Annotated in this window: 12 protein-coding genes; all 12 read left to right on the forward strand. The window is 34.9% G+C overall.

Annotated features, from left to right (window positions below; all coding sequences use genetic code 11):
* The first annotated feature begins 384 nt into the window (after positions 1-384).
* Complete coding sequence (locus G8Y85_RS00005; protein WP_107401302.1) at positions 385-1,701, forward strand: M30 family zinc metallopeptidase; 1,317 nt, start codon at positions 385-387, stop codon at positions 1,699-1,701.
* A 434-nt stretch (positions 1,702-2,135) separates the two neighbouring features.
* On the forward strand, positions 2,136-3,809 hold the full coding sequence (gene rnjB, locus G8Y85_RS00010; RefSeq protein WP_037564634.1) for a ribonuclease J2: 1,674 nt from the start codon (positions 2,136-2,138) through the stop codon (positions 3,807-3,809).
* Between the two features lie 199 nt (positions 3,810-4,008).
* Positions 4,009-6,357, forward strand: coding sequence for an FtsK/SpoIIIE family DNA translocase (locus tag G8Y85_RS00015; RefSeq protein ID WP_165805223.1), 2,349 nt, complete (start codon positions 4,009-4,011; stop codon positions 6,355-6,357).
* 2 nt (positions 6,358-6,359) lie between these two features.
* The gene (locus G8Y85_RS00020; protein ID WP_165805224.1) at positions 6,360-7,076 is read left to right on the forward strand and encodes a GntR family transcriptional regulator; all 717 of its coding nucleotides are present in this window, start codon (positions 6,360-6,362) and stop codon (positions 7,074-7,076) included.
* A gap of 30 nt (positions 7,077-7,106) precedes the next feature.
* The gene (yfmF, locus tag G8Y85_RS00025; RefSeq protein WP_245203101.1) at positions 7,107-8,393 is read left to right on the forward strand and encodes an EF-P 5-aminopentanol modification-associated protein YfmF; all 1,287 of its coding nucleotides are present in this window, start codon (positions 7,107-7,109) and stop codon (positions 8,391-8,393) included.
* A complete protein-coding gene (yfmH, locus tag G8Y85_RS00030) occupies positions 8,374-9,657 on the forward strand; it encodes an EF-P 5-aminopentanol modification-associated protein YfmH (protein ID WP_165805225.1) in 1,284 nt (427 codons plus the stop codon). The genes yfmF and yfmH overlap by 20 nt, the downstream gene beginning before the upstream one ends.
* 2 nt (positions 9,658-9,659) lie before the next feature.
* Complete coding sequence (ymfI, locus tag G8Y85_RS00035; RefSeq protein WP_107401301.1) at positions 9,660-10,364, forward strand: elongation factor P 5-aminopentanone reductase; 705 nt, start codon at positions 9,660-9,662, stop codon at positions 10,362-10,364.
* A gap of 51 nt (positions 10,365-10,415) precedes the next feature.
* The gene (locus G8Y85_RS00040) at positions 10,416-11,288 is read left to right on the forward strand and encodes a DUF3388 domain-containing protein (RefSeq protein ID WP_103346327.1); all 873 of its coding nucleotides are present in this window, start codon (positions 10,416-10,418) and stop codon (positions 11,286-11,288) included.
* Positions 11,289-11,300: 12 nt separating this feature from the next.
* Positions 11,301-11,696: a helix-turn-helix domain-containing protein gene (locus G8Y85_RS00045; RefSeq protein ID WP_060550928.1), complete on the forward strand. Its 396-nt coding sequence runs from the start codon at positions 11,301-11,303 to the stop codon at positions 11,694-11,696.
* A gap of 43 nt (positions 11,697-11,739) precedes the next feature.
* A complete protein-coding gene (gene pgsA / locus G8Y85_RS00050) occupies positions 11,740-12,324 on the forward strand; it encodes a CDP-diacylglycerol--glycerol-3-phosphate 3-phosphatidyltransferase (RefSeq protein WP_037564617.1) in 585 nt (194 codons plus the stop codon).
* Positions 12,325-12,423: 99 nt separating this feature from the next.
* On the forward strand, positions 12,424-13,569 hold the full coding sequence (locus tag G8Y85_RS00055) for a CinA family nicotinamide mononucleotide deamidase-related protein (protein WP_107371380.1): 1,146 nt from the start codon (positions 12,424-12,426) through the stop codon (positions 13,567-13,569).
* A 167-nt stretch (positions 13,570-13,736) separates the two neighbouring features.
* A complete protein-coding gene (recA, locus tag G8Y85_RS00060; RefSeq protein WP_165805226.1) occupies positions 13,737-14,780 on the forward strand; it encodes a recombinase RecA in 1,044 nt (347 codons plus the stop codon).
* Positions 14,781-14,784 lie beyond the last annotated feature (4 nt).

Consider the following 14,784-nt stretch of genomic DNA (forward strand, 5'->3'; position numbering starts at 1 on the left):
AAAAAAACCACAAAAATCATTTCAAAAGATTTTTGTGGTGTTTTGCTTGGAAACTGAAACCCTATGTCCCAGCCCCTTCTTTTTTTATGTCTATTAGTACATGATGAGTTATAGTACCTTTTTCTAGTTGTTGAACTAAGATATTTAGGGTCTAAATCATCAAATATTTCAAATGTTACAAATTTTTGAAAATTTATAAATTTTTATTATGGAAAAAGAATATCTAATTTTTGAGGCATCTTAACACAGCAATGATGAAAATGATGAATCTACATTTAATATTATGATGTTAAAATATCAATAATTTATTTGATAATTTAAGCATTGATTCAATTTTAATTAAATGCTAACTTTATGTTAATAAAGATTTAAGGAGGAAGCATCATGATAAACAAAAAGAAATTGGTTACGTCACTTGTTACAAGTTCTTTACTTGCAACATTTACTTTAGGATCTTTTGCAGATGCACACACTTACATCATCAATAACGAGGATATTAATAAAAATGCTCAAGAGTCATCGATTGGAACTTTAAAGCAAAATAATTTTAAGCAAAGTACCATTGATTCTATGAAGCCTAAAAGTTTACAATCTTTCCAAGAAGATAAAGTGTTTAAAGCACCGAAAGAAAAGACACCGATTACTGAACGTACACGAAAATCTGAACAGTCATTATCAAATTCAAAATTAGATGATGTGCGCTCATTCACAACGGTAAACATGAGAACAAATGCCAATGAACGTACTGCTGCTAAACTGAAATATAGTGGTAAAAATACAAATGTATGGGTAGCCGATAATTATATTACAGACAAACAAGCGAAAAACATAGGGGAAGAGTTTGATAATAAAATTGATCCATTGGTTAAAGAAAAATTTGGTGAACCTTCAGACGTTGATCACGACGGTAAAGTTAACATTTTAGTTTATGACATTAAAGATGATTTTGAGACAACAGGTTCATACACTGGTGGTTACTTCCACCCAAGAGATCTGTATGATGTACCACATTCAAATAAAGCAGAAGTCTTCTATATGGATACATATCCATCTATGGGTACAGATAAAAATAATTTAAATGAAAAGAAAGTGTATTCAACGCTTGCTCATGAATATCAACATATGGTAAATGCGAACCAAAAATTACTTAAAGAACAAAAAGAAGATGGTATGGATGTCTGGTTAGACGAAGCATTTGCGATGGCAAGTGAGCATATGTATTTACAAAAACCTTTAGATCACAGAATTGAATACTATAACAATTCGACATCGATTGCAAATGGTCATTCATTAATTAAATGGAACCATCGCGGTGATGTACTTTCTAACTACGCTTTATCTTATCTCTTTTCACAATACTTGAGTGCACAAAGTGATAATGGCGATAAAATCTTTAAAGAAATTTTACAAGATCCAGCAGATACGAGTGAAGCATTAGAAAATGCAATTCATAAACATGTCGACCCTAAAATGTCATTGGGTGAATTTATGACAAACTTTAGAGTGGCGTTAGAGAAAAAAGAAGCCACTGGCTTACATGGTTTCAAAGGTGAACCAGGCTTTAACAGTATTAGTCCAAAACCAGTTCGTGAGTTACCTCAGACACTTGCACCACAAGGTTCAGTTATGTTTGAAACAACTTCACCAATTCAAACACCTAAAGATAAAGATGAAAACGTTGAATATGTAAAAGTAAAATAAATTATGATGTTTTAAGGGATGAGTCACATATGGCTCATCCCATTTTGTATTAAATAATAACTATGCAATGGGTAGCCATAAGTGAACGCCTAGATGTATAAAATGTGTGAACATTTAAAGTATTGTAAAATTTGATGTGAATGATGGTGAGGCATTTAAAACCTAAAGTGGTTTTAAGATGATATAATGTAGTAAATACGTTATGCGCTGAGCGAATAGTGAAATAATATAAATTTCTCCATTATAAGAGTAGGTTAAATTAACATATGAATGATGATTAATACCTATATCTATTCATAAACAGTTTATTTTAAGACAGACTATAAATGCATCAAATGGACTACATGTTTTAATAGTGTACAGACGCTATGATATCAACTATAATAAAATATGAATGTATGATGGACGGGCTATATTTAATAGGAGGTAACATTTTGAATTTAGTAAAGAAGAAGAATAAAAATATTCGCATCATCCCGCTTGGTGGCGTGGGTGAAATTGCGAAAAATATGTATATTATAGAAGTAGACGATGAAATGTTTATGCTTGATGCTGGACTCATGTTTCCTGAAGATGAGATGTTAGGTATCGATATTGTTATTCCAGATATTCAGTATGTGATAGAAAATAAACATAAACTGAAAGGGATTTTCTTAACACATGGTCATGAGCATGCCATTGGAGCGGTAACATATGTGCTAGAACAAGTAGATGCACCAGTATATGGTTCTAAACTGACTATTGGTCTCGTTAAAGAAAACATGAAAGCACGTAATATTGACAAAAAAATAAGATATTATGTGGTTAATCATGATTCTGTAATGCGCTTTAAAGGAGTCAATGTGACATTCTTTAACACGACGCATAGTATTCCAGATAGTTTAGGTGTCTGTATTCATACGTCATACGGTGCCATTGTATATACGGGCGAATTTAAATTTGATCAAAGTTTACAAGGTCATTATGCACCGGATATTCAAAAGATGGCTGAAATCGGTCAAAATGGTGTTTTTGCACTTCTCAGTGATTCAAATGAAGCGGAAAAACCTGGGTATAATACACCAGAAAATGTGATTGAGTCTCACATGTATGATGCATTCACAAAAGTTAAAGGTCGCTTAGTCGTATCATGTTTTGCTTCGAATTTTATTCGTATTCAACAAGTATTGAATATTGCAGCGCGACTCAATCGTAAAGTATCATTTTTAGGTCGCTCGCTTGAAAGTTCATTTAATATCGCACGTAAAATGGGCTATTTCGATATTCCTAAAGATTTATTAATTCCAATAAATGAAATTGAAAATTACCCTAAAAATGAAATTATAATCATTGCTACTGGTATGCAAGGCGAGCCTGTTGAAGCCTTGAATCAAATGGCACGTCAAAAACATAAAATTATGAATATTGAGCCAGGTGACTCTGTATTTTTAGCGATGACAGCTTCAGCTAATATGGAAGTTATCATTGGTGATACATTGAACGAATTGGTACGTGCAGGCGCAGAAATCATTCCGAATAATAAAAAAATACATGCATCCAGTCATGGTTGTATGGAAGAACTTAAAATGATGTTGAATATGATGAAACCTGAATATTTCATTCCAATTCAAGGTGAATTCAAAATGCAAATTGCACATGCCAAACTTGCAAGTGAATCAGGCGTAAAACCAGAAAAAATATTTCTCGTTGAAGCCGGAGATGTGATTAACTTTGATGGTAAAGATATGACATTAAATGAAAAAGTCCATGCCGGAAATGTTTTAATTGATGGTATTGGTGTTGGTGATGTCGGTAATATCGTGTTACGTGACAGACATCTACTTGCGCAAGATGGTATTTTTATAGCAGTTGTAACTTTAGATCCTAAAAATAAACGCATTGCGGCTGGTCCAGAAATTCAATCACGTGGTTTTGTTTATGTACGCGAAAGTGAAGCGTTACTTAAAGAAGCAGAAGAAAAAGTACGTGAAATTGTTGAAGAAGGATTACAGTCGAAACATATTGAATGGTCAGAAATTAAACAAAATATGCGTGATCAAATTAGCAAATTATTGTTTGAGAGTACCCGTCGTCGACCAATGATCATTCCAGTCATCTCAGAAATTTAATGTGTGAGATCTAAAGATTAGTAACGTATGAACTCAATCGAATCCCTCTCTTTGAAAGAACGTCGTTTTAAAGGGAGGATTCGTTTTTTTACATATTATGCAAGTGTAACTTAAACCACATTCTTTTTTAATGTGACTTAAAAGATATGATACATAACCATATAACTCTAGATTTAAATTTAAAAGAAGGTGAATTAATATGGCACAAACGAAAAAGCGTAAATCGTCTACATCAACACGTAGAAAACGTACATCTAAAAAGAAACAAAAGGATACGTCATTGCGTTTTGTAGTAGCGATCGTTTTTGTCATTGTCATAATGCTCGGCCTATTTCAATTAGGTATCGTAGGTATAGCCATTGATAGTTTTTTTAATTATATATTTGGATTAACACGTTATCTTACGTATATATTATTACTATTAGCCATTGGTTTTCTTGCTTATAATGGAAAACTCCCTAAATCTAGACGGCTAACAGGGTCGATTTTACTTCAAATTAGTTTATTATTTATAGCGCAGTTATATTATCAAGCAACAAATGGCGCAAAAGGTAAACGTGAACCCGTTCTGTCATTTGTATATCAACAATATGAGCATATGACATTCCCAAATTTTGGTGGTGGCCTCATCGGTTATCATTTTGTAAATATACTGACGCCATTAATTTCAATCATTGGTGTTGTCCTATTAACGCTTATTTTATTTACTTCAAGTATGATTCTATTGTTGAAAAAACGACATCGCGATGTGACGAAATTATGGATAGAAAATTCTAAAACACATGCTGAGAAATCGTACGATAAATATCATCAGTATAAATTAAAACGTCGTGAAGAGCGTCAACAAAAGCTTGAACGTAAACGCGAGCAACAAGAACCTAAAGATGTCTCAGACTTTCAAGAGGTATATGATGAGGATAACTCAACTAATCAAGATGTGCCTACCATACCCATTTTTGGGCACCAAGATGAACAGACAACTACAGCGTCAAATGATGCGGTAACCTCACCCACACCGCCGACATCAAAACGACTTGAGCATGATAAACCTAAGGCAAGTATTAACAAAGCAGAACCTACTCAAGCGATTGAGGCTGAAGGAACAATTTCAGAAGCAGGAGAAGTTGAAAATCAATCTTATGAGCTCCCGCCTTTAAGTCTATTAGATGAACCTAAAAAACAACAGGCAACGAGTAAATCAGAAGTACAACAAAAGGGTAAATTATTAGAAACAACCTTAAAAAACTTTGGTGTGAATGCTAGAGTGACGCAAATTAGAATAGGCCCAGCCGTTACACAATATGAAGTACAGCCGGCACAAGGCGTTAAAGTCAGCCGAATCGTAAATCTTCATAGCGATATTGCACTTGCACTTGCTGCAAAAGATATTCGTATTGAGGCGCCAATACCTGGTAAATCTGCTGTAGGGATTGAAGTGCCTAATGATAATATTGCGCTCGTATCTCTAAAAGAAGTCCTTCAAGAAAAATTTCCTGCGCAAAACAAACTAGAAGTTGCACTTGGGCGTGATATTTCCGGCGAGCCGATGACAGCTGAATTAAATAAAATGCCACATTTACTTGTTGCCGGCTCAACAGGTAGTGGTAAATCAGTATGTATCAATGGCATTATTACGAGCATTTTATTAAATGCAAAGCCTCATGAAGTAAAACTTATGATGATTGACCCAAAAATGGTAGAATTAAATGTATACAATGGAATTCCACATTTATTAACTCCAGTTGTAACGAATCCGCATAAAGCAGCTCAAGCGCTTGAAAAAGTAGTGGGCGAAATGGAACGTCGTTACGATTTATTCCAGCATTCAGGAACACGTAATATTGAAGGCTTTAATGCATTTATTACGAGAAAGAATAAAGAACTTGGTGAAAAAGAACCATTACTTCCTTATATCGTCGTGATTGTTGATGAATTGGCTGATTTAATGATGGTTGCAGGTAAGGACGTTGAAACAGCGATTACACGTATTACACAAATGGCACGTGCGGCAGGTATTCATTTAATCATTGCGACACAACGACCATCTGTAGATGTCATTACGGGGTTAATTAAAAATAATATTCCGTCACGTATTGCTTTTGCGGTAAGTTCTCAAACGGATTCACGTACGATTATCGACAGTGGTGGGGCTGAAAAACTGTTAGGTAAAGGTGACATGCTGTTCATCCAAAATGGCGGTTCTGTGAGAACACGTGTGCAAGGTGCATTTTTAAGCGACAGTGAAGTTCAAAAAATTGTAGATTACGTCGTTGCCCAGCAATCGGCAAATTACGTGAAAGAAATGGAACCAAGTGAAGTAGTAGTGCAGAATGAAGCTGAAAGTGATGATCCTTTATATAAAGAGGCGTATTTATTTGTGTTAGAACAACAAAAAGCAAGTACATCACTATTACAACGTCAATTTAGAATCGGCTATAATCGTGCGTCGCGTATTATGGATGATTTAGAAAGAAATCAGGTCATTGGTCCTCAAAAAGGAAGCAAACCGAGACAAATATTAGTGGATTTAAATGATGGAGAGGTGTAATTATGTCTGTAACACCAGAGGTAAATAAAGTTAAAACATGGATATTAAATCAAATTGAAACCGAAGCTTTAAAACCTGGCGAATCACTGCCAAGTGTGTTTAACATGGCAAAAACATGTGAAGTAAGTACAGAACATGTCACTGTGGCAATCCATGAACTCATTACTGAACAAATTGTCACTGAAAATTTTGAAGAAGGTGCGCGTGTGAATATACCGCAACCCTTCTTTTATCCATTAGATGAATTAATGAGTATTAGTCGCATGATTTCTGATAAAGGATACGCGCATGGTACCGTATTTTTAAGTTTGGATGAAGAACCGGCATCGTTACATGATAGCCGTGTGATGAATGTCGAACCTAATGAAACGATTACAGTTATTGAGCGCATTCGTACTGCGGATAATCATCCAGTCGTTTATTGTTTAGATAAAGTTGCAGCTAATGTTTTAGATTATTACGGCCAACACCATCAACAAACGTCAATTTTAAAAGCGATTGAACAAGTTACTGAAAAAGAAATTGCCTATGCTGAAACAGAAATTCAAGCAATTAGTTATGAGCCATATATTTCAGATGCATTAGAATCTGATCCACATGATGGTCTAATGTTATTAAAACAAGTTCATTATACAGAAGATGACATGCCCATCTTATATTCTTTAAATTATTTTAAAAGTAGCCTTGTTAAGTTTCGTACGATTCGAAAACGTCTATAATATATTAAATACTATCAAGGAGGAGATTATTTGAACGAAACACATTTATCAGCTTTCAACCATATACATATTCATAAAACAGATAAATTTAAAACGACGATGATTACATTTAAATTTATGGCGCCTTTAGATATTCATACGATGACGGAGCGCTCATTGCTAAGTAAAATGTTAATTCGTGCAACGAAACAGTGGCCGACCGATAGAACATTTAATCAACATTTATCTTCATTATATGGGGCATATGTGAATAGCTATGTTTCAAAATATAAAGATCGTCATGTTTTAACATTAACGTTAGAAATTGTAAATGAACGTTATTTAAAAGATGCCACGCCATTATTTCAAAAAGGGATCGAGTTATTGAAGGAAGTATTATATCATCCACTTGTTGAAAATAATAAATTTAACGCAGGATTTTTAAAACAAGAAAAGATGTTACTTAAGAAAAAATTAACAGCCATTGAGGATAACAAATCACAAATAGCTTATTTGAATTTGTTGAAACATATGTTTGGTGATCACCCATATCGTTATATGGCTGCAGGTGACAAAGCACATATTGATAAAATTACGCCAGAATCACTTTATCATACATATTGTAAGATGTTAGAAGAAGATAGCTGTGACATCTATGTAGTTGGAAATGTAGACGAAGCGGCAACAAAAGCGAATATTGCACAAACCTTTAAAATTACACCGAAAACCACAAACTTTTCATCAATTACACATGAAATACCTTCACATGAAATGATAAATGATGTTGTTGAGTATGATGAAGTGGACCAAGCCAAGCTTAATTTTGGTTTTCGATTTCCAACTGAATTTGGTCAGCCCAATTACTATGCGTTTACTGTTTTTAATACGATGTTTGGGGGAGATCCTTCTTCAGTTTTATTTAATGAAGTACGTGAGCAAAAGAGTTTAGCTTATTCTATTCATTCTCAAATTGATGGTAAAAACGGACTGTTATACGTGACCAGTGGTGTTTCGATTAATGATGTAGACGAAGCTAAGAAAACTATTATAGCGGCATTCAATCGATTTAAACAAGGTGAGTTTTCAGATGAAAAACTTGAATTAGCGAAGAAAATTATTTTATCACATCGTAAAGAAGCTAAAGATAGACCAAAGCATATTATTGAAGTATTACATAATCAATTACTGTTATCAAAAGTTGAAGATGAGACGTCATTTATCCATAAAATAGAAGGTGTCAGTCGAGAAGATATACAACAATTATGTCAAGATGCGCAGCTTGATACGATTTATACGATGACGAAAGCAGGTGAGACGCATGCAAAAGACGCATTATGAACAAATTGATGAAACAGTTTACAGTGAAAAGTTATCCAATGGCTTACATGTTTTTATTATTCCAAAGCAAGGTTTCCAAAAAACATTCGTTACCTATACAACTGCGTTTGGTTCACTTGATTTCCGATTTAAGCCCCATAATCAAGATGCTTTTATTACAGTACCAGACGGTGTGGCACACTTTTTAGAACATAAATTGTTTGAAAAAGAAGATGGTGATGTTTTTACAGATTTTGCTGAACATGATGCCCAAGTGAATGCTTTTACAACGTTTGACCGTACAAGTTATCTGTTTAGTGCAACAAATCACATTGAAGATAATATATTACGTTTGCTCAAAATGGTAGAATCTCCTTATTTTACTGAGGCAACGGTTGAAAAGGAAAAAGGCATTATTGCAGAAGAAATCAAAATGTATCAAGAACAACCAGGATACAAATTAATGTTTAACACGTTACGCTCAATGTACCACAGTCATCCAGTTAGTGTAGATATTGCAGGTAGTGTAGAAAGTATTTATCACATTACTAAAGATGATTTATATCGTTGTTATCATACGTTCTATCATCCTTCTAATATGGTGTTATTTATTGTGGGTGACGTTAATCCGGAAGCCATATTGCACATCGTTGAAAAACATGAGGCAACGCGTCAAATTGAAGCACAACCGGAAATTGAACGAGATCCTTTAATAGAGTCGCCCCGTATAGTGCAACCTCACGTTTCAGAGGCAATGGCATTACAATCTCCAAGGTTAATGCTTGGATTTAAAAATAATTTATATGATGTGTCCGACATTCAACGCGTGAAAGAAGATATTGAAATGTCATTCTTTTTTGAATTGATTTATGGTGAAGAAACAGCATTTTATCAACAGCTATTAGACGATGCACTGATTGATGAAACGTTTAGTTATCAAACTGTTATTGAACCTACCTATAGTTTCTCTCTTATAACGTCCGCAACTAATGAACCTGATCAATTAAAGCAATTGTTACTTGATACGTTGCATATAAATTATGGTCAAGTTACTGATCAAGAAGGCTTTGACCTCTTAAAAAAACAATTCATTGGCGAATATGTATCAAGTTTAAACGCCCCAGAATATATTGCTAATCAATATACAAAATATTATTTTGATGGTGTCAGTTTGTTCGAAATATTAGATATAATGGATGATATTACTCTTGAGTCGATGAATGAAACGGTTAAACAAAGGCTGAATTTAAATGAATGTGTTGACAGTCGTTTGGAGATGAAGTGAAGATGAAAGCACTCGTTGTTGGTGGATCAGGCTCAATCGGTCAAGCGATTGTAGAAAATCTATTAGATGATGGGTTTGAGGTCATTTTAACCTACCATCGGACAGCATTAACAGATTTGCAAGATACATTTAAAGATGCACCTGTTCAATTTCTTCAAATAGATTTAACGCAACAGCTGGATTGCAACAAACAGTTTGAGCATATCTCAAATGTGGACGTATTGATATATGTTAGCGGTCATAGTTTATACGGCATGTTACAAGATATGACTGATAAAGACATTGATGATATGTATCGTGTTCATGTATATCATTTTATTAAAATATCCCAATATTTTTTGAATCAATTAATACAAAGTCCTAATGGCCGTATTATCGTTATTTCTTCAATCTGGGGAGAAACGGGTGCAAGTTTTGAAACGATTTATTCAACGATGAAAGCAGCACAAATTGGTTTTGTCAAAGCTTTGAGTGAAGAAGTCGCGCTCACGCCTTTAACGGTTAATGCAATAGCTCCTGGAATTGTAGAAGGTAGAATGACAAATGAACTGGATGAAGCAGATATACGTGCTGTGCTCGACACGATTCCACAACAACGCCTTGTTCATGTAGAAGAAGTTGCACATGCATGTCGCTACCTCATTTCTCCTTATGCTAAAAGTGTTACTGGAACTGTTCAACGGATTAATGGTGGATGGTACCGTTAGTCTGATATAATACTACTAATACGTCATGCATAGGGATAGGGGTGTATTATAATGACTACAATGAAGGAAAAAAAAGAATGGTATTTAGAATATGAAATTAATATCAACCGTGAAGGGCTATTAGGTGATGTTTCAAGTTTATTAGGGATGATGGGTATTAACATTGGTACGATCAATGGTATTGATAATTCCCGTCGCGCTTTCATAATTAAATCTGACAGTGAAGAAAAAGTGAAACGCTTTGAAACTTTACTTCAAGAAATTGATGATATTTCGTTACGTGTACTTAGAGAGCCTGAACTTAAAGACCGTCTTGCTGTGCGTCATGGTCGCTATATTAAACAAGATAAATATGATAAGAAAATTTTTCGCTTTGAACGTTATGATTTAGGTTTACTAGTTGACTTTATGGCTGAATTATTTAAAGAAGAAGGACATAAATTAATTGGTATACGTGGTATGCCACGTGTTGGTAAAACAGAATCCATTGTAGCAGGTAGCGTATCAGCTCATAAAAAATGGCTTTTTATTAGCTCTACTTTAATTAAGCAAACGGTTAGAAGTTCGCTTATTAAGGGAGAGTATGATAAAGATCATGTTTACATTATTGATGGTGCCGTTACAGCTCGAGAAACGAATCAAAAACATCAAGAGCTTGTTAAAGAAGTAATGACTTTGCCTTCAGTGAAAGTCGTGGAACACCCCGATTTATTTGTTGAAGCAAGCGACTATGTTATGGATGATTTTGACTACATTATTGAATTGAGAGCCGAAGAAGATCAGAAAATCGAATATGATGAAATGAAAAAGAAAACGGTTAAAAGTAAAAATAACTTAAATTTCGGAGATGAATTTGGCGATTTTGGTGATGGCTTTGGCGACGGTTTCGGAAATGGCTTTGGTGATGGTTTCAAACCGTTTTAAGGAGGAACATAGGTGAAACAGATAGGCGAAGTGCTACAAGGTAGACGGGAAAGAATGGGATTAACTTTAGCAGAGTTAGAGAAACGTACGCATATTAAACGACAAACGTTAATTCACATCGAAAAAAATGATTTCGAGTCACTACAATATCCTAAGTATGCGAAAGGTTTTATCCAGAAATACGCACAAGCTGTTAATATGGATGGGCATTTGCTAATTTCTGAACATGAAGATGAATTACCTGCCTCTCATTATCGAGCGAAGGAGACCCTAGTACAACTACGTGAGCACCCAGAACAGTTTCAATTAAAATCAATGACTCACGAATCAAAATGGCTCATTACATTTATAGGGGCAATTGTATTTTTAACAGGTGTACTTTGGGTACTGCTAACCCTTATGCTATAATAAACACAAAAATGAATGAGTAATATGAAAAGAGGATATACAGATGAACTTACCCAATCAGATTACGTTACTTCGAGTAATCTTAATTCCTGTCTTTATGTTATTTGCGCTGATTGACTTTGGCATGGGACAGGTTTCATTTTTAGGCGGTATGCCTGTACGTGTGGAATTTTTAATCAGTGGTTTTATTTTTATATTTGCTTCAGTGAGTGACTGGGTGGATGGCTATCTAGCACGCAAATGGCAACTGGTTACAAATATGGGGAAATTTTTAGACCCTTTAGCAGATAAACTGCTTGTGTCAGCAGCATTAATCGTTCTCGTTCAGTTAGGGTTAACGAATTCTGTTGTGGCAGTTATCATTATCGCACGTGAATTTGCGGTTACAGGTTTACGTTTGTTACAAATTGAACAAGGTTTTGTAAGTGCTGCAGGTCAACTCGGTAAAATCAAAACAGCTGTGACAATGGTTGCTTTAGTATTTTTATTACTAGGTGACCCCTTTAGCCAATGGATAGGTATTTCCCTTGGTCAAATTCTACTTTATATTGGGGTATTCTTTACGGTATTATCTGGTATTGAATACTTCTATAAAGGTAAAGATGTGTTTTTACAAGATAAACAATAAAATGAACCCCTCTAATGTATGATTCGTGTTTTATGCACGATGTGAAATCAATCTACATTGGAGGTTTCTTTTTATACAAGAAAGTTGAGGATGAATTATATGAAAATATGTATTATTGGCGTTGGTTCTGAATTATTACTTGGTCAAATAGCGAATACTAATGCGCAATATTTATCACGTGTATTAAATGAAGCGGGTCATGATGTGTTAGAACACATTGTCGTCGGGGATAATGCACAACGTTTGAAATCAGTCTTAGAACGTACTTTGAACGCTTATGAAGGCATTATTTTAACAGGTGGATTAGGACCAACAAAAGATGATTTAACGAAACAAACGGTAGCTGAAGTGTTAGAGAAAGACTTAGAGATTGATACAGAAGCTTTAGATGCGATTACGTCCTATTTTGAAGCACAACGCCAAGTCATGACACCAAATAATCGTCAACAAGCATTAATTATTAAAGGCGCACAAGTATTAAAAAATGATGTTGGCATGGCACCAGGTATGCTTGTCGAAAAAGAACAGCAAAAGATTGTATTGCTACCTGGGCCACCTAAGGAACTCCAACCAATGGTCAACCGCTATATGATGCCATACTTTAATGACACTGAAAATACAATCTATTCAGAAGTGTTACGATTTGCGGGCATTGGAGAATCTAGAGTAGAAACAGAATTAATGGATTTAATCACTTCACAATCTAATCCAACGATTGCACCATTAGCGGGTTCACATGAAGTCACTATCAGGTTAACTGCAAATGACGTTAATCAACATCAATGCCAAGCGCGCATTGCACCTGTTAAAAAAGAGATCATAGACCGTCTTGGTCAATTTTATTATGGATCTAATGAAACGACATTAGCAGCACGTCTCATGCATAAGTTAGAACACGCTGTAGCAATTTATGATGGTGTTACTGAAGGTGCTCTAAATGTAAAGTTGAAACCCTCTGATCAACGTGATTTAGTAAAAGGGTATATGTTACATCAAGCACAATTCGTTACATCTACGGCTGATATTTATACACAATTATTTGAATCTGCATGTTTTGTACAAGCGTTGTATGATGTTCAGGATGCTGTAAGTGTATTATTTGAGAATGGTATGGTTTATATTGGATTTTTAACAGGTAATACTATAGAAGTGATTGAAGTGGTCGTATCTGAACAACAATTAAAATTATTTGAAAGAACTTCAAATTATATTATGATACAGTGGCTTAATCATATAGAAAAGTGAACTCATATGTTAAATTATAAATGATACAGTACAAATGTTCGCTTTTGTTAGAATTTATGTTTAGAAAGTGGCGAACAAATATTCGCAAATTGCTTGAGTTTTTCTTTTTAAGCATGTATAGTATAAATAACTACTCAAGGAAACTATACTCAATAGGGGGTCCTAAATTGGATAATGAACGTCAAAAAGCACTCGATACAGTAATTAAAAATATGGAAAAATCTTTTGGGAAAGGTGCCGTTATGAAAATTGGCGAAAATAAAGATCGTCGTGTTTCTAGTGTTTCTAGTGGTTCTGTAACATTAGATCATGCATTAGGTGTAGGTGGCTATCCTAAAGGCCGTATTATAGAAGTTTATGGACCTGAAAGCTCAGGTAAAACTACCGTAGCCCTACATGCCATTGCAGAAGTACAAAAAAATGGTGGCGTGGCTGCATTTATTGACGCAGAACATGCGCTTGATCCTGTTTATGCACAAGCTTTAGGCGTAGATATTGATAACTTATATTTATCGCAACCGGACCATGGTGAGCAAGGCCTTGAAATTGCTGAGGCGTTCGTTCGTAGTGGCGCGGTCGACATTATTATCGTAGACTCAGTTGCTGCGTTAACACCGAAAGCTGAAATTGAAGGTGAGATGGGCGATACGCATGTCGGTTTACAAGCACGTCTAATGTCTCAAGCACTACGTAAATTATCGGCAGCAATTTCTAAATCAAATACGACTGCCATTTTTATTAACCAAATTCGTGAGAAAGTGGGGGTTATGTTTGGTAACCCCGAAACAACACCAGGTGGTCGGGCATTAAAATTCTATAGTTCTGTTCGTTTAGAAGTACGTCGTGCAGAACAATTAAAACAAGGTCAAGACATTGTCGGTAACCGTACGAAAATCAAAGTGGTTAAAAATAAAGTTGCACCACCATTTAAAGTAGCTGAAGTCGATATCATGTATGGTCAAGGTATTTCTCGACAAGGTGAACTGATTGACCTTGGAGTACAACATGATATAGTAGACAAGTCTGGAGCTTGGTATTCTTATAATGGTGAACGCATGGGTCAAGGTAAAGAAAACGTGAAGTTATTCTTAAAAGAACATCCTGACTTAGAAAATGAAATTGACCGTAAACTCCGTGAAAAATTAGGTATTTTTGATGGTGATGTTGAAGAAAGTGAACAAGAGTCAGCTCAAACTTTATTTGATGAATAAACGA

The organism is Staphylococcus sp. 11007852 (genome assembly GCF_011394325.1).
Lineage (GTDB): Bacteria > Bacillota > Bacilli > Staphylococcales > Staphylococcaceae > Staphylococcus > Staphylococcus agnetis.